This window comes from Paenibacillus sp. V4I7, from assembly GCF_030817275.1.
In the GTDB taxonomy this organism is placed as follows: Bacteria; Bacillota; Bacilli; order Paenibacillales; family NBRC-103111; genus Paenibacillus_E.
The window spans coordinates 3,751,108-3,772,232 of sequence record NZ_JAUSZD010000002.1 but is presented as its reverse complement, the minus strand read 5'-3'; the positions used below and the strand labels follow the sequence as shown (position 1 = coordinate 3,772,232).

Annotated in this window: 22 protein-coding genes; 19 read left to right on the top strand and 3 right to left on the bottom strand. The window is 45.5% G+C overall.

The features are described 5' to 3' along the window. Positions 1 to 18 precede the first annotated feature (18 nt). From QFZ80_RS18605 to gndA, 7 genes are all read left to right on the top strand, one after another. Complete coding sequence (locus QFZ80_RS18605) at positions 19 to 1,017, top strand: N-acetylglucosamine kinase (RefSeq protein ID WP_307560437.1); 999 nt, start codon at positions 19 to 21, stop codon at positions 1,015 to 1,017. Positions 1,018 to 1,022: 5 nt separating this feature from the next. Beyond that, the gene (locus QFZ80_RS18600) at positions 1,023 to 2,324 is read left to right on the top strand and encodes a 6-phospho-beta-glucosidase (RefSeq protein ID WP_307560435.1); all 1,302 of its coding nucleotides are present in this window, start codon (positions 1,023 to 1,025) and stop codon (positions 2,322 to 2,324) included. A gap of 102 nt (positions 2,325 to 2,426) precedes the next feature. Further along, positions 2,427 to 3,431, top strand: a complete 1,005-nt coding sequence (locus QFZ80_RS18595; protein ID WP_307555354.1) for a LacI family DNA-binding transcriptional regulator — start codon at positions 2,427 to 2,429, stop codon at positions 3,429 to 3,431. Between the two features lie 18 nt (positions 3,432 to 3,449). Further along, a complete protein-coding gene (locus tag QFZ80_RS18590; RefSeq protein WP_307555356.1) occupies positions 3,450 to 4,721 on the top strand; it encodes a nickel pincer cofactor-dependent isomerase, group 22 in 1,272 nt (423 codons plus the stop codon). Then, complete coding sequence (gntK, locus tag QFZ80_RS18585) at positions 4,718 to 6,289, top strand: gluconokinase (protein WP_307555358.1); 1,572 nt, start codon at positions 4,718 to 4,720, stop codon at positions 6,287 to 6,289. The genes QFZ80_RS18590 and gntK overlap by 4 nt, the downstream gene beginning before the upstream one ends. 56 nt (positions 6,290 to 6,345) lie before the next feature. After that, a complete protein-coding gene (locus tag QFZ80_RS18580; RefSeq protein ID WP_307555360.1) occupies positions 6,346 to 7,113 on the top strand; it encodes an SDR family oxidoreductase in 768 nt (255 codons plus the stop codon). A 32-nt stretch (positions 7,114 to 7,145) separates the two neighbouring features. Further along, entirely contained in the window at positions 7,146 to 8,558 is a 1,413-nt protein-coding gene (gene gndA, locus QFZ80_RS18575) for an NADP-dependent phosphogluconate dehydrogenase (protein ID WP_307555362.1), read from the top strand. Between the two features lie 12 nt (positions 8,559 to 8,570). On the opposite strand, the gene QFZ80_RS18570 is transcribed toward gndA, so the two are convergent. Further along, complete coding sequence (locus tag QFZ80_RS18570) at positions 8,571 to 8,894, bottom strand: hypothetical protein (RefSeq protein WP_057302951.1); 324 nt, start codon at positions 8,892 to 8,894, stop codon at positions 8,571 to 8,573. A gap of 118 nt (positions 8,895 to 9,012) precedes the next feature. Here QFZ80_RS18570 and QFZ80_RS18565 point away from each other — a divergent pair, with 118 nt between their 5' ends. Continuing rightward, positions 9,013 to 9,549: a shikimate kinase gene (locus QFZ80_RS18565; RefSeq protein ID WP_307560433.1), complete on the top strand. Its 537-nt coding sequence runs from the start codon at positions 9,013 to 9,015 to the stop codon at positions 9,547 to 9,549. Between the two features lie 23 nt (positions 9,550 to 9,572). Here QFZ80_RS18565 and QFZ80_RS18560 read toward each other — a convergent pair whose 3' ends face one another. Further along, entirely contained in the window at positions 9,573 to 9,863 is a 291-nt protein-coding gene (locus QFZ80_RS18560) for a rhodanese-like domain-containing protein (RefSeq protein WP_171648627.1), read from the bottom strand. Between the two features lie 108 nt (positions 9,864 to 9,971). Here QFZ80_RS18560 and crcB (QFZ80_RS18555) point away from each other — a divergent pair, with 108 nt between their 5' ends. From crcB (QFZ80_RS18555) to QFZ80_RS18535, 5 genes are read left to right on the top strand one after another with little or no spacing between them, the layout of a single operon-like run. Continuing rightward, positions 9,972 to 10,352 carry a fluoride efflux transporter CrcB gene (crcB, locus tag QFZ80_RS18555; protein WP_307560431.1) on the top strand — a complete coding sequence of 127 codons (381 nt, stop codon included), beginning with the start codon at positions 9,972 to 9,974 and terminating at the stop codon, positions 10,350 to 10,352. After that, on the top strand, positions 10,349 to 10,708 hold the full coding sequence (gene crcB / locus QFZ80_RS18550; protein WP_307560430.1) for a fluoride efflux transporter CrcB: 360 nt from the start codon (positions 10,349 to 10,351) through the stop codon (positions 10,706 to 10,708). The genes crcB (QFZ80_RS18555) and crcB (QFZ80_RS18550) overlap by 4 nt, the downstream gene beginning before the upstream one ends. A gap of 26 nt (positions 10,709 to 10,734) precedes the next feature. Then, the gene (aroA, locus tag QFZ80_RS18545) at positions 10,735 to 12,033 is read left to right on the top strand and encodes a 3-phosphoshikimate 1-carboxyvinyltransferase (protein ID WP_307560428.1); all 1,299 of its coding nucleotides are present in this window, start codon (positions 10,735 to 10,737) and stop codon (positions 12,031 to 12,033) included. A gap of 30 nt (positions 12,034 to 12,063) precedes the next feature. After that, complete coding sequence (locus QFZ80_RS18540) at positions 12,064 to 12,882, top strand: C39 family peptidase (RefSeq protein ID WP_307560425.1); 819 nt, start codon at positions 12,064 to 12,066, stop codon at positions 12,880 to 12,882. A gap of 11 nt (positions 12,883 to 12,893) precedes the next feature. Further along, positions 12,894 to 13,319: a CoA-binding protein gene (locus QFZ80_RS18535; protein ID WP_307555371.1), complete on the top strand. Its 426-nt coding sequence runs from the start codon at positions 12,894 to 12,896 to the stop codon at positions 13,317 to 13,319. Between the two features lie 83 nt (positions 13,320 to 13,402). Here the strand turns inward: QFZ80_RS18535 and QFZ80_RS18530 are convergent, their stop codons facing one another. Beyond that, positions 13,403 to 13,966, bottom strand: a complete 564-nt coding sequence (locus QFZ80_RS18530) for an NAD(P)/FAD-dependent oxidoreductase (protein ID WP_307564159.1) — start codon at positions 13,964 to 13,966, stop codon at positions 13,403 to 13,405. A gap of 187 nt (positions 13,967 to 14,153) precedes the next feature. On the opposite strand from QFZ80_RS18530, the gene QFZ80_RS18525 reads away from it, so the two are divergent. The 6 genes from QFZ80_RS18525 to ccpA all read left to right on the top strand — a co-directional run bounded on the left by QFZ80_RS18525 (position 14,154) and on the right by ccpA (position 21,058). Then, positions 14,154 to 14,882, top strand: a complete 729-nt coding sequence (locus tag QFZ80_RS18525; RefSeq protein ID WP_307560423.1) for a hypothetical protein — start codon at positions 14,154 to 14,156, stop codon at positions 14,880 to 14,882. Between the two features lie 197 nt (positions 14,883 to 15,079). Beyond that, a complete protein-coding gene (locus QFZ80_RS18520; RefSeq protein ID WP_307555375.1) occupies positions 15,080 to 16,969 on the top strand; it encodes a glucose PTS transporter subunit IIA in 1,890 nt (629 codons plus the stop codon). Further along, positions 16,966 to 18,705, top strand: coding sequence for a phosphoenolpyruvate--protein phosphotransferase (ptsP, locus tag QFZ80_RS18515; protein ID WP_307555377.1), 1,740 nt, complete (start codon positions 16,966 to 16,968; stop codon positions 18,703 to 18,705). The genes QFZ80_RS18520 and ptsP overlap by 4 nt, the downstream gene beginning before the upstream one ends. 1 nt (position 18,706) lies before the next feature. Next, positions 18,707 to 19,249 (top strand): type 1 glutamine amidotransferase domain-containing protein, encoded by a 543-nt coding sequence (locus QFZ80_RS18510; protein WP_307443884.1) that lies wholly within the window; start codon positions 18,707 to 18,709, stop codon positions 19,247 to 19,249. 124 nt (positions 19,250 to 19,373) lie between these two features. Further along, complete coding sequence (locus QFZ80_RS18505; RefSeq protein ID WP_029195585.1) at positions 19,374 to 19,781, top strand: hypothetical protein; 408 nt, start codon at positions 19,374 to 19,376, stop codon at positions 19,779 to 19,781. A 272-nt stretch (positions 19,782 to 20,053) separates the two neighbouring features. Next, on the top strand, positions 20,054 to 21,058 hold the full coding sequence (gene ccpA / locus QFZ80_RS18500) for a catabolite control protein A (protein WP_307555379.1): 1,005 nt from the start codon (positions 20,054 to 20,056) through the stop codon (positions 21,056 to 21,058). Positions 21,059 to 21,125: the final 67 nt, after the last annotated feature.

The following is a 21,125-nucleotide window of genomic DNA, read 5'->3' as shown; positions in this document are numbered from 1 at the left end:
TATACAGGAGTTGAAAGCATGAAATATTATTTGGGTGTAGACGCAGGCGGGAGTAAAACCTACACGCTCGTAACAGATGAACATGGACATATCATCGGTAAAGGGCACAGCGGCAATGGCAATCATCAACTTGGTGTAGAACAAGCACTCAGAAATATTACAAACTCCGTAGCAATGGCGCTGCAGCAGGCGGGGCTTACATATAACGACATTGAATATGCTTTTTTCGGCCTTGCTGGCGCAGATCGACCGATTGATTATACGATCCTGCGTCCGCTAATTGGCGGACTGGGATTCACGAATTATGGGATTGATTGTGATACCATGATTGCTTTGCGTGCTGGTACGCCACAGCCTTTTGGCGTGGTTCTCATCTGCGGAAGTGGAACGAACAGTGCCGGCAAGAACAGGCAAGGTGAGTTTTTTCAATGTGGAGGCTTCACCTACCAGTTTGGTGATTTTGGCGGGGGAGGCACACTCGCTGTAGAGGCTTTTCGTTCTGTCATTCGGTCATGGGATGGCAGAGAGCAACCCACTATGCTGACTGAGCTGCTGATCAAGTGTCTTGGCTACGATTCGGTGCAGGTGCTGTTTGATGATTTTCTGGATAACAACAAATCTGTACCGCTCCATACGACCAAACTGTTGTTCCAAGCTGCAGTGCAAGGTGATGAGGTCGCCTGCCGCATTCTCAGGGTGCAAGGGGAAGAGCTTGGCAAGTCAGCAATTGCTGTCATTAAACGTTTAAACATGGAGCAAGAGACTTTTCAAGTTGTACTTGCGGGCAGTGTCATTGCAAGAGGTGAGGGGCCCTTTATTCATTCTTATATTGAAAAGGCAGTCAGCGAAGTCGCCTCCAATGCCACAATTGTGAAATTGAACGTTGAACCTGTGGTAGGCGCCGTTTGGATGGCGATGGAAGCTGCAGGTACCCCCGTTACCATAGATGTGTACGAGAAACTCCGGACCGTGTCCGACTATCAAACCATACAATTATTAGATAAGACTAGGATGTGAGTGCAATGAGAGATGCATTGAAAATTGCCATCATTGGCGGAGGTTCATCTTATACGCCGGAAATCGTAGAAGGTTTTATTTTAAGATATGCCCAGCTGCCTGTCAGAGAGCTTTGGTTTGTGGATGTGGAAGAAGGTAAGCACAAGCTGGAAATCGTCGGTAATTTGGCAAAAAGAATGATCGAGAAGTCCGGTTTACCGATCGAGGTACACTTAACTTTGGATCGCAGAAAAGCGATCGAAAATGCGGATTTCGTAAGTACGCAAATGCGCGTAGGTCTTTTGGAAGCCCGTAAATGGGATGAGCATATTCCTAACAAATACGATGTTATTGGTCAGGAAACGACCGGTCCGGGCGGGATGATGAAAGCACTTCGTACGATTCCTGTACTGCTTGATATTTGTAAGGATATTGAAGAATTGAGCCCTAACGCGTGGCTGCTGAACTTCACGAATCCTGCAGGTATGGTGACGGAGGCGATTCATAAGTACTCCAAAGTGAAAAGCATAGGTCTTTGCAATGCGCCTATCGGTTTGCACAAATGGTTAATGAACAAGTATGATGCTGCACCTGAACAGATATACACCGAGTTCGTTGGGTTAAACCATCTCCACTGGGTAACGCGCGCTGAAATCAGAGGCGAGGATAAATTAGCTGAATTGCTGGATCGCAAAGAAGAATTTAGCGGCAAAAACGTACCGGCAAGCGAGTGGGATGCGGATTTCTTGCGTTCGCTGCAATCCCTGCCTTCCTACTATTTGAAATATTTTTACATGACGGATATCATGCTTGAAGAACAGTTGGCGTCGCTCAAAGAAAATGGGACTCGGGCGGAAGTTGTGAAACGCGTTGAGGAAGAATTGTTCGAGCTTTATCAAGATCCTGACCTGCAGGAGAAGCCTAAACAGTTGGAGAAACGCGGAGGTGCTTATTATTCAGAGGCAGCTGTCAATCTCATGGATTCCATTTACAATGACAAGCGGGATATTCAAACACTGAACGTAATGAACGATAACATCATCGACTTTTTGCCGAAGGATGCTTGTATTGAAGTGAATTGTGTCATTACAGCGGGTGGTCCTATTCCAATGGGCCTGACCAAAGTTCCTGAACATGTCAAAGGCCTTATTCATGCAGTCAAAACATATGAACGCCTCACCATTGAAGCAGCTGTGACAGGCAGTAGAGATCTCGTTCTACAAGCACTGGTTCATCATCCATTGGTGCCGTCAGTGGCAGTAGCCAAGACGCTTATGGAAGAAATGCTGGAGAAGAATAAAGCGTATCTACCGGCTTTTTTCAAATAATACACGAAGAGGAAGCTCCCTGAGAAGGGAGTTTTTTTGCTGCAAAAAAGACTATTGTTAACGTGTGCATAGATGTGATATGCTTCAGATAGAGGTGAGGGTATGAGCGTTACCATTAAAGATATTGCCAAGCTTGCAGGTGTGTCTCATACAACGGTTTCCAGAGCGCTGAACAACAGTCCGCTCATTCAGGAGGAGACGAAGGAGCGCATCCGAATCATCGCTGAACAGATGGATTACACGCCTAATTACAGTGCGAAGAGTTTGGTGCTGGATCGTTCGTATAACTTAGGGCTGTTCTTTACCACACTAAGCAAAGGAACTTCCGCCGGCTTCTTCTATGAAGCTATCCGTGGTGTCAACAGTGTCATACAGGATCGTTACCAATTGATCGTTAAAGGGATTGACGATTACACCAGTTTTCACTCGATTACGAAGAAAAGCTTCGACGGTATTGTTGTTGTCAGTCAGAGTGATGACGATCAAGCCATCATTGACCACATCGCTAGTAAGGGTATCCCGCAAGTTGTGCTGAATCGCCCGGTTGAAACTTCAGGCGTGCTGAATGTTCTCTCAGATGAGGAGCAAGGCGCATTTCTGGCAGCCTCTTATTTGATTGAACAGGGACATAAGCGTATTGCTCTTATTGAGGGTCGCAAAGGATTTAAATCCGCGCAGAATCGGAAAGATGGCTTCGAACGAGCCATGATGCATTACCAGATTACCGTTCCACCTGCATATCGCATGCCGGGATTGTACGACCTGGAAAGCGGACATAAGGCCATGCAGCAATTCCTGACGCTGGATGAAACACCATCGGCCGTATTTTGCTGTAATGATGAAATGGCACTTGGGGCGATGAAAGCGATATCGGAAGCCGGGTTGAACGTACCGAACGATATCTCAGTGGTTGGATTCGACGATACGGTATTCGCAGCCTACGTAACCCCCGCACTGACAACCGTTCGCAGACCGATTGAGCAAATTAGCAGAGAAGGCGCTTTGCGACTTCTTGGAAATATAGAAAATAAGCAGCACGAAACGGAACAGTTGCTATTAAAAACAGAGTTGATCGTACGGGAATCCGTGCGATTATTGACACCATAAGGAAAGAGGGAGTAGTCGATGAGCATTCTGAGGGAGTTATTAAATGATATTCCGATTCCACAAATGGTAAAGATTCGGCAGAAGTTTGATCGTACCATTCTGGAAAATCCCGAATTGGAATTAGTGAATAAGCTAGCCAGCAGCGGAGTTATGGAAAGCATACATCCTGGTCAGCAGGTTGCTGTTGCTGTGGGAAGCAGGGGGATCGCTAATATCGCAGCCTTCACCAAAACGACCATTGACGCCATTAAAGACAGAGGTGCGTTCCCGTTCATCGTACCTTGTATGGGAAGTCACGGTGGTGCTACAGCCGAAGGACAGACGGAGGTATTGCAGCATTTTGGCATTACGGAAGCCTCGATGGGCGCGCCTATTCGTTCTTCCATGGAAGTCGTGAAGATCGACCAACTGCCTAACGGTTTGCCGGTTTATGTAGATCGCATTGCTTCAGAGGCAGATGCCATCGTCGTTATTAACCGTGTGAAGCCGCATACGGCGTTTCGTGGACGTATTGAGAGCGGGATCATGAAGATGATCGCTATCGGTCTAGGCAAACAAAAAGGCGCTGAAGCTTGTCACCAGCTTGGCTTCAAGTATATGGCGGAGAATGTGCCGGCCATGGCCAATTTGATGATCGAGAAGCTGCCCATCGTGTTCGGCGTCGCGCTTGTAGAAAATGCCTATGATGAGACATGCCAAGTGGAAGTGCTGCCTGCAGCTGAAATTGAAGTGCGGGAGGAGCAACTGCTGATCGAAGCAAAATCGCGTCTACCGAAGATTTTATTCGACGAAATCGATGTTCTTGTCATTGATTATATTGGCAAAAATATTAGCGGCGATGGGATGGATCCCAACGTTACCGGCCGCTACCCAACTCCATACGCGCATGGAGGCCCAGATGTTGCCAAAATGGTTGTACTGGACTTAACACCAGAAACGAAGGGTAACGCCAACGGTGTAGGAACGGCTGATTTCACCACACAAAGACTTGTGGATAAAACGAACTTGGAGTTCACTTACGCGAACGGACTTACTTCAACCGTATGTGCGCCTACTAAGATCGCCACAACGCTGGAGAACGATTTCTACGCGATCAAGGCAGCTGTTAAAACCTGTAACATTCTAGATTACACGACCTGCAAGCTAGTTCGGATTCAAGATACACTTCACCTGGGCGAAATTGAAATTTCCGTGAATTTGTTAGAGGAAGCTCGTCAGCATCCGGATATTGAAATTCTATCAGAACCTTATGAACTTTCATTTGATGCAGAGGGGAATATTAGCAAATGACAGTTGACGCAGTCAGAGATAAGCCATACATTGTCGCGGCGGATATTGGGACAACGAGCACGAAGACGCTCGTGATCGATCGGGATGGTCGAGTTCTAGCTTCGCACTCCATTGAATATCCCCTTTACACACCGGCCGGTGATCGGGCGGAACAAGATCCAGATCAAATCTTCAACGCCGTTGTGCAAGGTATTGGCGCTGTTGTTCGCAAGATTAGTGTCACAGCTGACCAAGTGCTCTGCGTCTCATTCAGCTCAGCCATGCACAGCCTTATTGCTGTTGACGAGCAGACCAAGCCACTGACCGCATGCATCACCTGGGCGGATAATCGCAGTGCGCAGTATGCGGAAGAGCTTAAGCGCAGCGGCCTAGGTCAGCAGATTTACTCGCGGACAGGAACGCCGATTCACCCAATGTCACCGCTTCTCAAATTGATGTGGTTCCGTGATAACGAACCAGAGCTCGTCAAGGAAACTTACAAGTTCATTGGCATCAAGGAGTACGTCTTCGCGAAGCTGTTTGGTCGTTATCTTATTGACCATTCACTAGCCAGTGCAACAGGGCTATTCAATCTGGAGAAGCTCGATTGGGACGAAGAAGCGCTTGGTCAGGCCGGTGTGACGCCGGAGCAGCTTTCTGAGCTGGTGCCTACAACGCACCGCATAGAAGGGCTCAGCGCCGAGTTAGCCTCCGCAATGGGCTTGTCCGAGAACACGCCGTTCATTATCGGCGCGTCCGACGGTGTCCTCGCGAATCTCGGCGTTGGCGCTTTCGAGCCAGGTGTCGTCGCCGTCACCATCGGCACCAGCGGTGCCGTTCGGAGCGTCGTCACCAAGCCGCAAACCGACCCCGAAGGCAAGCTGTTCTGCTATGCGCTAACAGAAAACTTCTGGGTCGTCGGCGGACCGATCAACAACGGTGGTATCGTTTTCCGTTGGGTGAGAGACCAGATCGCTACGGCGGAAGCAGAAGAAGCCCGCCGCCAGGGAATCGATCCCTATGATTATTTGACGGAGCTAGCGTCACAAGTTCCTGCGGGCTCTGATGGTCTGCTGTTCCTGCCGCTGCTTTCCGGCGAACGTGCGCCTTATTGGAACGCCAATGCACGCGGTGTTTACTTCGGGCTTTCACTCAGCCATCAGAAGAAGCATATGATTCGTGCCGCGCTCGAAGGCGTCATGTTCTCGATCCAAGCAGTTAGCGCTTCCTTGGAACGGATTATGGGACCTGCCACTGTGATTCGCGCGTCCGGTGGATTTGCCCGGTCTGATTTTTGGCGCCAGATGATGACGAATATGCTCGGCACATCCGTTACTGTGCCAGATTCGATTGAAAGCTCAGGGATCGGCGCAGCTTTGCTAGGTCTGCTCGCAATGGGGGAAATCGAAGATCTATCTCACGCGCATCAATGGATTCAGGTAGGAATGGCTCACGAGGTGAATGAAAACGATAATCGCATCTATCAACAATTGACAACTATTTATACAAGCGTATATCATCAGTTAAAAGATCAATTCGATGCGATTACCGCCTTTCAACAACAGCACCTACGGGGCCCTCAATTATAAATTAGCTTAGGCTTATTATGAAGGTTTGCCAAGCAAAATGCTGGAGGGGAAGAACAATGAATTTATTCAATCTTACAGGGAAAACAGCAGTAATTATTGGCGGTAACAGCACACTTGGAGGCTCTATGGCTCTTGCTCTGGCTGGACATGGAGCGAAAGTAGCCATCGTCGGTCGTAATCAAGAGAAAAGTGATCAGGTTCGTCAGAGCATTGAAGCCATTGGCGGGGAAGCTAATACCTTTCAAGCTGATGCAACGAGACGTGAAGATTTGGAGCTTGTTCTCAAAGAAGTAATCGCTTGGTCTGGCGGTGCGGATATTCTAATGAACTGCCCTGGCAAAAATAGTGCCACGCCTTTCTTTGACATTTCCATGGAAGAATGGGATTCTATTATGGAGGTTAATTTGAAAAGTGTCGTGTTAGCCTGCCAAGTGTTTGGGAAATACATGGTTGATCGAGGAGTTGGAGGAAGTATCATTAATATTTCATCCGTTTCGTCAGATCCGCCGCTTTCCCGTGTATTCACTTACTCCGCTTCCAAAGCAGCTGTCAATAACATCACGCAGAATCTAGCCCGTGAATTCGCTCCGAGCCGTGTGCGTGTCAATGCGATTATTCCTGGGTTCTTCCCAGCGGAGCAGAATCGTAAGATTCTGTCGCCTGAACGTGTCGAGTCCATTATGCGTCATACGCCTATGAATCGATTCGGTGAAGCGTCTGAGCTTCAGGGTGCTGCTGTGTTCCTTGCTTCTGAACAAGCTTCTAGCTTTGTAACAGGTTCTGTTTTAAGAGTGGATGGCGGTTTTGGCGCGATGACGATTTAAATATTTATATATCGGAAGGGTGTATGAGAGAGATGACTAAACAACAAATTGGTGTAGTCGGTCTAGCGGTTATGGGTAAAAACTTGGCTTTAAACATCGAGAGCAGAGGATTCACTGTTTCCGTTTTTAACCGTTCTGCCGAAAAAACAAAAGAGCTTCTGCAAGAAGCCCCAGGCAAACAATTAGTAGGTACATACAGCATTGAAGAATTTGTGCAATCACTCGAAGTTCCACGCAAAATTTTGATCATGGTTAAAGCAGGCGGTCCTACTGACGATACCATTAACCAACTTGTTCCTTATTTGGACAAAGGCGATATCCTAATCGATGGAGGCAATGCATTCTTCCCAGATACGCAGCGTCGTAATAAAGAGCTTGCTGAGCAAGGTATTCGCTTCGTTGGAACGGGTGTTTCCGGCGGTGAAGAAGGCGCGCTTAAAGGTCCAGCTATCATGCCGGGCGGACAAGAAGACGCTTATAAACTCGTTGAGCCTATTCTTACTGCGATTTCTGCCAAAGTGGGCGACGATGCTTGCTGTACTTATATCGGACCTGATGGCGCTGGTCACTACGTGAAAATGGTGCATAACGGCATTGAGTATGGTGATATGCAGCTTATTTGCGAAGCCTACCAATTGTTGAAAGATGTTCTGAATGTAAGCGTAGAAGAGCTTCATGAGATCTTCACAGAATGGAACAATGGCGAGCTTGACAGCTACTTGATCGAAATTACACGTGATATTTTCACTAAATATGATGCTGAAACCGGCAAGCCTATGGTTGACGTTATTCTGGATTCCGCTGGTCAAAAAGGTACAGGAAAATGGACCAGTCAAAGTGCTCTGGATCTTGGTGTACCGCTTTCCATTATTACAGAATCCGTATTCTCCCGTTTCATCTCCGCGATGAAGGAAGAACGCGTAGCGGCAAGCAAAGTGCTCAAAGGACCTGATGCTCCAGCCTTTACAGGCGATCGCAAAGCGTTTATCGAGGCTGTTCGCCAAGCGCTTTACGCAAGTAAAATTTGTTCATATGCACAAGGCTTTGCTCAAATGAGAGCAGCTTCCGAGGAATATAACTGGGATCTGAAATATGGCAGCATCGCAATGATCTTCCGTGGCGGCTGTATCATTCGTGCTAGATTCCTGCAAAATATTATGGAAGCCTATGACCGCGATCCTGGACTCAAAAACCTGCTGCTTGATTCCTACTTCAATGGTGTGGTTGATAATTATCAACAATCATGGAGACAGGTAATTGCAGAAGCGGTTACTCGCGGTATTGCTGTTCCGGCTTTCGCATCGGCACTAGCTTACTACGATAGCTACCGTACGGAAAGATTGCCGGCTAACTTGCTGCAAGCGCAGCGCGATTATTTTGGTGCACACACTTTCCAACGTGTGGACAAAGAGGGTTCCTTCCACTTCAATTGGATGGAAAACTAAGAGGATAAGGCCTTAAGCCTCTTCCTGTAAACCGTATGCTGCTTCACGCAGCCACATTTTCAAACGATCGGCCTCTTGATCAAAGCCGTTCCGTCTGTGAATGAGCATCAGAGAGACTTCGGCAAAATAGCGAAAATTTCTTAATAATCGTGGTTGAGTAAGACCTTGCATAAGCGGGTCTTCTTCAGCCACTTTTTTCTTAATAAACTCCAGTATCCACACAACATCCTCTTTGCAAAGCGTATAGCTTGGGTGTAAAATTTGCTCCAGTTTGCCTTTTGTGCGGTTTTGATAGGCAACAGTTGGGTTCAAAGCTCCATCTCTCCTTGTCGGCATATGGTCTCTCTTAAAATCTTAACTGTTTGTGCTGGAATTTATTCACACTACTATATGATTTTTTGGTGGATTGTATTCATGTCGATTTGGCTATGTTATGATGTTGGGAAAGTTTTGTATGAACAGCATATGGGAAAAGGGGATTAACGTGACAGCAAGCAATATTGTACTTGTCGGATTTATGGGGACTGGCAAATCAACCGTTGGAAAGAAGTTAGCAGAGCAGTTAGGATGGTTCTTTCAAGATTCGGACGCGGCTCTGGAAGAAGAGCATCAAACAAGCATTTCTGACTTGTTTCGCATTCATGGTGAATCGCATTTTCGTGCTTTAGAAAGTAAGGCGCTGGAACATATATTAGCTCGTAAAGGCCAAGTTGTGGCTACAGGCGGCGGCGCAGTGCTGGCCGAGTGTAACCGAGCTTGTATGCTGCAGAATGGCTATGTGGTAGCGCTGAAAGCATCACCAGAGATCATCATTCAAAGAGTGAGCAGCGATACCAGTCGTCCTTTGCTGCAGGGGAATTTAGAGGAGCGCGTTCACCTGCTGCTTGAGCAACGTAAGTCTGCCTATAATTTCGCGCATTCGGTTATCGATACAACGCAATTAACAACGGACGAAATTACAGCACTTATCATCCAGCAAGCTGAAATCTAGGAGGAGGGGACAAGCTTAGAAGCTTAGTCCTCCCACTCTAGCATGCCGCCTGTCATGTTTTTAAGACCTTTATAGCCTTGAGCCTCCAAGAAGCTAATTGCGCGCCCACTGCGGTTTCCGCTGCGGCAAACGAGAATAAGCTCTTCGACTTGGGGGATTTCGCTGAGGCGATCTGGCAATTGAGCCAGCGGAATATGTTTAGCTCCTGGGATGATACCTGCAGCTACTTCTTCATCTTCGCGGACATCGACAATCGCTAGGTTTTCGCCGCGGTCCAGTCTTTCTTTGATTTCGGATGGTAAAATCGTATCCATTTTGGACCTCCATGCTTGATATGTGGGGAAGAACCCCCATTACAAGTAATGATAGAAACAAACAGTCAAGATGTCAAACCTAGGGTTAATAACAGGAGTTGTGTAGCCATGCTGTACATTGGTTTAGCCGGGATATTAGGCGCCATTGCCCGATTTGGGCTCTCCGCCTTATGGAATCCTACGATGGCTTCCGTTTTTCCTTGGGGAACTTTTTTTTGTAATTTAAGCGGCTGTCTGATACTTGGTTTTATAACGTTTGCCGAAAAGCTTCCCATACCTACTAGACTTCGACTACCTATAACAACTGGCTTTATAGGGTCTTTTACTACGTTCTCTGCGTTCAGCTATGAAACCATGAGCATGCTAAACCATGGGCATATAATCCTTGCCGCTCTTTATGCTTTGGGAAGTTTATGGGGAGGACTCGGTGCTACATGGACGGGTGTTCGTATTGGTGAGTCTTTACGAGGGGGAGTTCGTCGTTCATGATGACATGGTTTTGGCCCATTTGTCTGGTAGGTTTTGGAGGATTCTTTGGTGCAATTTGTCGATTTCAGCTAGGGACCTACATGGCAAACAGGTTCCCAAGTTCTATTCCGTATGGTACACTGACAATAAATCTTTTGGGTTGTTTTTTGCTTGGCCTATTGATGAGATATCACTCATTTGACGATTGGAAACTATTGATAGGCACGGGTTTTATGGGTGCTTTCACCACATTTTCCACATTGAATCTCGAAAGCATTAAGCAGCTCCGCGCTGGACTGTGGCAAACTTGGATCCTCTATACACTGCTCAGTTATACCGGTGGAATTCTTCTGACTTTCCTCGGATATTACATATAAACACTTACGAAGGAGATATCAACGACATGAAAGCCATCGTGAAACCAACTGCCCATCTACAAGGGGAAATAAACGCTCTCTCATCCAAAAACTACACTACCCGCTATTTGCTAATTGGAGCACTTGCCGACGGGACGAGCACCATCTATTATCCAGCTCATAGTGAAGATAGTGATGCCATGAGACGTTGTGTCCGTGATTTGGGCGCTATTATTGAAGAAGATGATGAGAAAATCGTTATTACGGGTTTTGGTAAGAATCCCAAGCATGTTTCTGAGCTTAATGTAGGCAATGCCGGCGCTGTACTTCGCTTCTTGATGTCTACAGCCGCTTTTTGTCCCGATGTGACATTCGTAAACACGTATCCTGAATCTCTGGGCAAGCGCCCTCATGATGATCTCATTGATACTTTGCAACAAATGGGTGTGGAAGTACAACATTCTAATGGACGTCTGCCGATAACTATTAAAGGGGGACAACCGCGCGGTGGCAAGCTCACTGTTTCCGGTAATGTTAGTTCCCAGTTCCTAAGCTCACTTTTATTTATGACACCTCTTCTTGAAGAGGATAGCGAGATTGAAGTGCTGCACGATTTGAAATCCAAAATCATTGTAGGTCAAACACTGGAAGTTTTAGAACAGGCTGGTATTATTGTGCACGCTAGCGAAGACCTGATGCACTACCGCATTCCAGGTAGACAATCCTATCAAGCCAAAGAATATGTCATTCAAGGGGATTACCCGGGCTCTGCTGCGATTCTAGCAGCTGCGGCTGTAACGAATTCAGATGTACGCGTTCTTCGTCTAGAAGAGAATAGCAAGCAGGGTGAGAAGGCTTGTGTGGATGTCCTGCGAGCAATGGGTGTCAATTTAACTCATGACAATGGTGTTGTCCATGTAAAAGGCAACCAGAAGTTGGTTGCTGGTGAGTTTGATGGTGATCACTTTACAGATGCCGTGCTTGCTATGGTTGCAGCAGCTGTATTCGCAGAAGGTACTTCTCGTTTCTACAATGTCGAAAATTTACGCTATAAAGAGTGTGACCGTATCACCGATTATTTGAACGAGCTGCGTAAAGCCGGTGCTGATGTAGAAGAACGCCAAAGTGAAATTATCGTACATGGTAAACCACAAGGTGTTACAGGCGGGGTCGAAATTAATGCTCATTTCGATCACAGAGTGATTATGGCTTTAACTGTTGTAGGTCTTCGTTCTGAGAAGGGTTTGATTATTCATGATGCCCATCATGTGGCTAAATCCTATCCGCAGTACTTTGACCATTTACGTTCTATTGGTGCTCAAGTTGAACTTGTGAGTGAGACATAGATTCCCAAAACAACGAATGGGTGAGTCAGCATGACGATTATTTGGCAGGGTTTAAAGGTGACGTTCGGTTTCTTCCTCGTTGCTGGACTTGTGTTTGCAAGCAGTGTATTTGCTGTATTGCTGTATGCCAAAGCGACTGGTAAAGAACCAGCTCTTTTTGCTTCCAGTCCTGCAGTGTTTGCCGCCAAGCCTACAGCATCCGTGAAAGTAACGGAGGTTGCTTCTCCGCCCCCAGCTATCCAGATAAAAAAATCAGCAATGATTGATGCGCCTGTTTTTGCACAACTACCAGAACTGCCAGCAGGTTGTGAAATAACAAGTTTAACGATGCTGCTGCATTATCAGGGTATTACAAAAAGTAAAATGGAACTTGCTGCAGAAATGCCTAAGGATGACACACCAGCTACCCTAAATGCGGATGGTTCAATTGCTTATTGGGGAAATCCGAACACAGGTTTCGTAGGTGATGTCACTAGGAAGCAGAGGGGTTTTGGCATCTATCACTCCGGTCTATTTCCACTGCTGAAATCGTATATACCTCAAGCCATTGACATTACGGGTGAGTCCTTCGAGATGTATGAGCAGCAGATTGCGAATGATATTCCAGTTATTATTTGGACAACGATTGATTTCAACATACCTTACAAATGGGTAACTTGGGATACTCCTATTGGACCAATAAAGACGACATATGCGGAACATGCTGTATTATTGGTAGGATATGATGAGAATAATGTATACTTAAATGATCCATTAAGCGGAAAAAAGCAAGTGCAGGTAAACAAAAATCAGTTTATCGATAGTTGGACCGCAATGGGGAAACAAGGACTCACGTACTTGAAAAAATAGGAGGGAATCACATGACTTTTGAAAATCCGTCAAGAGAGCATATTAAGGAGATCCTAGCGAGTTCTGGCAATATTGCTGTAGTGGGTTTGTCTGATAAACCTGATCGTACATCGTATATGGTTTCCGCGGCTATGCAAAGTAGAGGATACCGGATCATTCCGGTCAATCCGAACGCTACTGAAATACTGGGCGAGAAATGCTACGCTTCTTTATCTGATATTCCTGAACCCGTGGATATCGTCAACGTGTTTCGCCGTGCTGACCAGGTGGTTCCTATCGCTGAAGAAGCTGCTAAAATTAAAGCGAAGGTTTTCTGGCTCCAGCTCGATATTGTGAATGAAGAAGCCGGACGTATTGCTAGCGAAGCTGGGTTAGAAGTCATTATGGACCGCTGTATTAAAGTGGAAGATGCGATTCTAAATCCTCGAAATAACTAATATCACCGCACTTTGGACAAAACTAAAACCGCTTTTCTTTTACCGAACAGGTAAGAGAGAAGCGGTTTTTTGTATGTTAGCAACTAAGCTTTTAATATATCATGGTCGACGTACCGTTCACCATTTAATTCGCTAATCACATTAATTGCGACTTTAGCTCCATCACCAGCAGTAACAATTGTATGCATACTAACTCCAGCTGTAGTACCTGCTGCCCATACACCCTTAAGGTTGGTATTGCCTTGCATATCAGCATCAACGACTGTTTTGATACGTGGTTCTGTTCCGGGCCTCGTTTGAATGCCTGATGCTTCTGCGAGCTCAACTGACAGCCCTGTTGCAAGAATAACATGTTTTCCTTCGTAAGCTCCGTTGTCGGTCGTTACTTGGAAGCCTTCTTCGGTTTTTGACAATTGTTCCGCCTTGCCTTGTACGAATTCAGTCCCGAATTTAGCTGCTTGTTTCTTCCCGATTTCGACTAAATCAGGACCCGCTATCGATTCTACGCCATAATGATTCTCGACCCACGCACGTTCGGTGACACTTTGATTGTTGTCAATGACAAGCGTCTTTTTACCTGCTTTTGCGGTGAATAAGGCTGCACTAGATCCTGTTGGGCCTGCTCCAATAATAATAACGTCGTATATCATTACGGTAACTCCTCCTACAAAGAGAATGGGATACAAAAGGATTATGGCATAGCCGGTAATTCATAGTCAATTTTCTAATGAACATCCCAACGGCTTCCATAAATAAAAAAACAACAAGCGGAGAGAATAAAAGAGGCGCCAAAAAAGGTGCCCAAAAATATGAGAGTCTGAGGAGGATTTACACATGTACAACAATAACAACAGCTTTGGGAATGCTTCCCAAGGTTATCAATCTTCACAAGGTTTTCAGGGGAACAATGCGCAATACCAGGGTTTCCAAAAACAGTATCAACCTATAGGGGCTGTACAATCTTTCTATAATCAATCTAACGCTGGGCAAGCAAACCAAGGACTCACTCAAGGATTCAACCAAGGATTTAATCAAGGATTCAACCAAGGGAATTCTCAAGTAGCTCAAGCAACTTCTCAAGAGTCTTTCCACACTGCTAATTATCGTGGTAATCAACCAGGCCATGATGCTTACAAACGTAGCGATTCTTCGACGCCAGCTCAACAACAACAATCAGGTTTCCAAAGCGGATTTTCTTCTTATACCCCAGTGAACAACCAATTTGCTACTAATCAATCGCAACAATTTGGTTATGTATCTGCTCAACAACCATTTGTTTCTAGTCAGTTTGTTAGTTCTATACAGTCAAATCAACAACCATTTGGACAATCTTACGTTTCACCAAACGCTTTCCATACAGCGAACTATCGTGGGAATCAACCAGGGCATGATGCGTATAAGCGCAGTGATTCTTCGACACCTTCTCAGCAATCTTTCCAAACTGGCTATGGATCACAACAAAGCATGCAACAAAACAATCCACAACAATCGCTTCAATCCTTTAATTCCGGATTTAATAATCCAAGCATGGGGCAACAATTGGGATCCAATTCCTCGTTTTAATAGGGGAACCCTTTTGAATGAGTTTACGAGCAGGTCGAATGCCGACCTGCTTATTTTGTTTTGACAAACAGGCGAACAAGCTTTACGATTTGATAAGAGAAGGCTTATGCTTACGATGCAGTTTTCTTCGAAAACGCTGAGCTTATGCTTACGATGTCAGTTTTGCTAAAGCAAAACTCTTAGGAGGTAGCATACGTTTGAACTGGATGGGGAACTTACAACAGCTTGGCCGCTCATTAATGCTGCCTACCATTGCGCTTCCTATCGCTGCTGTGTTGCTTCGTCTAGGGGAACTACCTTGGGATGTCATTCACGCATCTAGCTTAGGGGATATGCTGCTGTTGGCTGGGAATACGGTCTTCGATTATATACCAATCATATTCGCAGTTGGTGTAGCGCTAGGCCTTACAGAAAGTGCTGGGATTGCTGGTTTATCAGCCATGCTGGGCTATTTTATGTTCACAAGACTAATTGAACATGAACTGGGGACTCAATTTCAACTGGGTGTACCAGGTGGGATATTTATTGGATTACTGGCTGCTATTATTTATCATCGCTGTAAAGAGATTAAGCTCCCGGAATACATACAATTTTTCGGTGGCCCCCGCATAGTTCCGCTTATTATGGGGCTGTGCACGCTTGTAGTGTCTTATATTATGATCACTATTGGCCCCTATTTAGAAATGGGGATGGGCAAGCTCTCCAACTGGCTGCTTGGATTAGGCGGTGTAGGCGCCTTTGTGTATGGTATCGCGCATCGTCTTCTCGTACCGTCGGGTTTGCATCATATTTTGAATAACTTTTTCTGGTTTCAAGTAGGTGCTTATCAGACGCCAACGGGGCATATGGCTTATGGGGATTTACCTAGGTATTTTGCCGGGGATCCGACAGCAGGGATGTATATGGCCGGATTATATCCCATCATGATGTTTGCCCTCCCAGCAATTGCTTTTGCGATTATTGGGGAAGCGCGGGAAGATTTAAAGCCGAAGATTAAGGCGACATTCTTGACAGCAGCGTTAGCTTCTTTTTTAACAGGCGTCACTGAGCCAATTGAATTTGCCTTTCTCTTCGTTGCTCCGTATTTATTTGTTATTCATGCGATTTTGTCTGGAGCAGCCATGTGGATGGCTTATGAATTAAATATTCATCACGGCTTTTCTTATTCGGCCGGGGCCATCGACTACGTCATTAATTTGCACCTATCGCATAACGGTTTATTGCTCATACCGATCGGTATCGTTTATGGGCTTCTCTACTATTTCATGTTCCGTTGGGCTATACGGCGGTTCCGGATTCCTACCCCAGGTAGAGAAGAAGGTTCCTCACTTGAAGAGTGGGCAGGCGATATTCCATATCGCTCTCCACTTATTTTGCAAGCACTCGGTGGGAAAGACAATATTAAGAAGATTGAAGCCTGTATTACCAGATTGCGTCTTACACTTGTCAATGATCGTCTGATGGACATCACGGCATTACGACACTTAGGAGCAGCAGGCGTCATCCGTCTTGGAGGAGGCAATGTTCAGGTCGTGTTCGGAACATTCTCAGAGCTAATTCGTGAAGAGATTATGAAAGTACTGCGCAAGGATATTCATGTGGTCTTATTTACTTCGCCCATGCAAGGACGCATGATTCCAATTGAAGAAGTGCCTGATCGTATCTTTGCTTCGCGGTTGGTAGGAAACGGCGTTGCTTTTATTCCCGAGAAAGGAGAACTGGTTTCTCCCGTTGCCGGGACCATTATGCACATTTATCCGACTATGCATGCCCTTGGCATCTTGACCGAGGAAGGTCTGGAGGTCCTGCTGCACATTGGCATAGATACGTCTAGCTTGCCGGGTAAATGTTTTAATGCGGTAGTAAAAGAAGGCGATCACGTGGAACCGGGTCAACTACTAGTTAAGTTTAATTACAATAAAGTCAAAAAATTCGCTTCATCGATGGCGACACCGATGATTATTACGAATCCCGATCTTGTTAAATCTTGGAGCTTTGCTCCATTTAAAGCTGTTAAAAAAGGCCAAGGTTCTGTGATGTCGGTTGTCCTAAAGCCTACTAAACAAACGGGGGGGACGAATGGATGATCAGAGGAATAGGAGCGTCTTCAGGGATTGCGATGGGTCAGGCTTTTGTCATACCTACTTGGGAGTGGGATTTCCCTGAGAAAATGATTGATGTCACCGATTTGTCTTATGAATTTGAACGTTTATATGATGGTATTCGATCTTCCAAAGATGAGCTTGAAATCATTAAGCAAGAGATTAAGGATGTTGTTGGACAAGATCAAGCCTATATTTTTGATGCACATTTGGCCATATTGGAAGATCCCATTTTTATGAACGAGATTCAAGGGATTATTGAGCTGCAGTACAAGGCAGCTGAAGTCGCTGTAAAAGAAGTTATCGATAAATTTGTCGATATGTTTAATCTCATAGACGACGAATATATGAAGGAGCGAGCGCTTGATATTAAAGATGTCGGAAATCGGCTTCTGAAGCACTTGCTCGGCGATACAAGCTCAACGGTACCACCGATCGATCATCCTTACATCTTGGTCGCCAAAGAGCTAACACCGTCTCAATTGGCTCATTTGGACCCGGCTAATGTGCTTGGTCTGCTAACGATTCTCGGAGGCACGCATTCGCACGTATCCATTATGGCAAGAGCAATGTCCGTACCGTATGTGCTGGGTTTGGAAGGGAAGCTTCTGCGACCCATTCAAAATGGCGATTTCCTGATTATTGATGGACAAGAGGGTACCTTATACATCAATCCTGATAAAATAACGATTGAGCGGTATCAAGCGCGTAAAAAGAATTGGCTCGAGTTCAAAGAAAGCTTGCAAGAGATAGCTGACGTTGCACCAGTAACGTTGGACAAGAGCTATGTGAATTTGCATGCCAATATTAATTCCGTGCTGGAGATCGATCAAGTGTTACGTAACGGGGCTTCTGGGGTAGGATTGTTCAGGACGGAATACCTTTACATGGACCGCGATTCGTTACCCAGCGAAGACGAGCAGTATGAAGTTTATCGTCATGCAGCGAGGCAGCTGAAAGGTCGCCCCATCGTCATCCGAACGCTCGATATTGGCGGAGATAAAAAGCTCGATTATTTGCCGCTTGCCAAGGAAGATAATCCATTTCTGGGATATCGGGCGATTCGTATCTCGCTGGACCGTAAAGACTTATTTATGACACAGCTTAGAGCGATTCTAAGGGCCAGCCATTACGGCAACGTGAAAATCATGTATCCTATGGTCACTTCCTTGGATGAGGTGCGTCAGGCTAAAGCTCTGCTTGAGAAGGCTAAGTCGGAATTGCACGCACAAGGCTTACCGTATAATGCAAATATCGAAGTTGGATTAACGATTGAAGTGCCCGCTGCAGCTCTCATCGCGGATGTCCTTGCAAGTGAAGTGAATTTTATGAGTATTGGAACGAACGATCTTGTTCAATATGTATTGGCTGTAGACAGGATGAATGAAAACATTGCGCATTTATATAATCCTTATCATCCGGCAGTTATTAGGCTTCTCAAACATGTGATCGACTCGGCCAAAAGTGTAGGAATTCCCGTCGGCGTTTGTGGAGAAATGGCGGGTGACATCCGGGCACTTCCGATATGGCTGGGATTGGGAATAGAAGAACTAAGTATTTCAGTGCAGACACTGTTACAAGTGAAACACCGTTTATTAAGCAGTGACGCTAAGAAGTGCAAACAGTTAGTTAATGAAATTCTAGTTTGCAAAACAAGTGATGAAATCATAGAACTGCTTGCTCAAACCGAACAAACAGAATCCATCGTAGGAGGAAATTAGCATGGAATTGACAGGAACGAAAGTATTAGCTTTTGTTGATGAAGAATTTGAAGACTTGGAAATGTGGTATCCCGTTTTACGTTTGCGTGAATCCGGGGTCGTTGTGGATATTGTCGGTCCTAAGGCAAAAACCGTGTATCACGGCAAATATGGTGTACCCATTACGACAGACTATGCTTTCGATGAAGTAAAGTCTTCCGATTACATCGGTCTTTATGTTCCGGGAGGATGGGCACCTGATAAACTGCGTCGTTACCCAGATGTGATTCGTCTGACACAGGAGTTTCACGCGGCAGTTAAACCGATTGCTCAAATCTGTCATGCTGGCTGGGTGCTGATTTCAGCGAAAATCGTAAAGGGGTACACGATGACGTCTACGCCAGGCATTCGAGATGATCTCGAAAATGCGGGAGCAACTTGGTTGGACGAAGAAGTAGTTGTCGATCGTAACATCATTTCCGGGCGTCGTCCACCAGACCTTCCTGCATTTTCCAAGAGATTTGTGGATGAGCTTATTCAATTTAATAAACAACAGGAAAAGTAACATTCTACTACCATAGGTGGCAAAAACTACTACTCTTCATTCGGCAGGAAATCGATTAAAATCGTAGAATATCATAGTACAAGCAACTCATGTACATGCCGCCCGCCAGTGAAGGAGTGTTAGAATGCAAAAGTATTGTAAGTGCGGACGCACGATGAACCTTCGTCTGCGTACGGTTATTTATCAGAACAAAGTCGACATTGAGAATGTACCTATTTACTCATGTGAAGCGTGTGGACGTAGTGAAGTTGTTCCTCATGTTAAACCCGAACTTACCGGTTTAATCGGTAGGCTGGGGAGTAAGCCTGAGAAGCAGCAGCTCTTTTTTCATGAACTTTCGGAAGTTGCTTTCCTGCTGCTGAAGGTAACGGAAAAAGAGCATATGAATGATTCCATGGAAAAGATCGTTGAAGAAAGAATCAATGAACTTTTGGACATCTTATTGCTAGCACAATCGCTGGGTGATGAACCCTGGACCGAGGAGATTCGCAAGCGGTTATCGCAAATCACACAGAGTGCAATATCGACATAAGCAGTGTGTGGCCAATCCTAATGGGGGTTGGCTTTTGTAGTTGATATGAAAGTATATGTTTATACTTTTACTCCGCATCAACCTTGACAACCGCACTCGTCCCTAAGGACGATGGAGTCCTTTATCCTTGCATAATGTGTACATCTTTTGAAAAAACATTGAAATTATTTTCAAAGCATTTTCAATATACATTGCAAGATGGATTAATTTGTCGTATCATAACGATAATATACTAGGATCGCAGAATACTTTTGAAAATGGAGAGAGTAACCGTGACCGTAACCATTTATGATGTAGCAAGAGAAGCAGGAGTTTCGATGGCAACCGTTTCTAGGGTTGTAAACAACAATCCTAACGTTAAGCCACAAACACGTAAGAAGGTTTTTGAAGCCATTGAGCGACTCGGTTATCGCCCTAATGCGGTAGCAAGGGGTTTAGCTAGTAAGAAGACAACGACAGTTGGTGTTGTCATTCCCGATATTTCCAATTCCATTTTTGCTGAAGTAGCACGTGGGATTGAGGATATTGCTAATATGTACCATTACAATATCATTTTGTGTAATGCGGACAAGAAGAAAGAAAAAGAAATTCGTGTTATTAACACCTTGCTTGAAAAGCAGGTTGATGGATTGCTCTTCATGGGTGGTGTAGTAACAGAGGAACATACACAGGCATTCCGAACGTCTTCCGTACCTGTTGTTTTATGCGGCACGAAGGATGAGAACCAAGCCATGGCATCCGTGGATATCGATCACGAGAAAGCTGCTTTCGATGCTGTGAATGTGCTTATTGAAGCCGGTCATCGTGACATTGCAATGATATCCGGAACGCTGCATGATCCAGCGAATGGATTTGCGCGTTATCAAGGGTACAAAAAAGCTTTGGATGAGGCAGGTATTCCACTGCGTGATGAATATGTTCGCATTGGGAACTATCGTTATGAGTCAAGTGTTGACGCTGTGAACTATTTCTTGGAGCTTTCACCAAGACCAACAGCGATCTTCTCCGCTACAGACGAGATGGCGATTGGCGCCATTCATACGATTCAAGATAACGGACTCAGTGTACCGCAAGATATCGCCGTAATTAGCGTGGACAATATCCGCATGGCTTCCATGGTTAGACCTACTTTAACGACAGTAGCACAGCCAATGTATGATATCGGGGCAGTGTCAATGCGTCTTCTAACGAAGCTGATGAATAAAGAGTCAACGGATCATATGCAGGTTATCCTGCCTCACGAAATTATTTACCGCAACTCCGTTACACAAGCTTAATCAAATCTAACCTCTAAACGAGGTCATTCCTTTGAGGATGATCTCGGTAGAGGTTTTCTCATGTCTC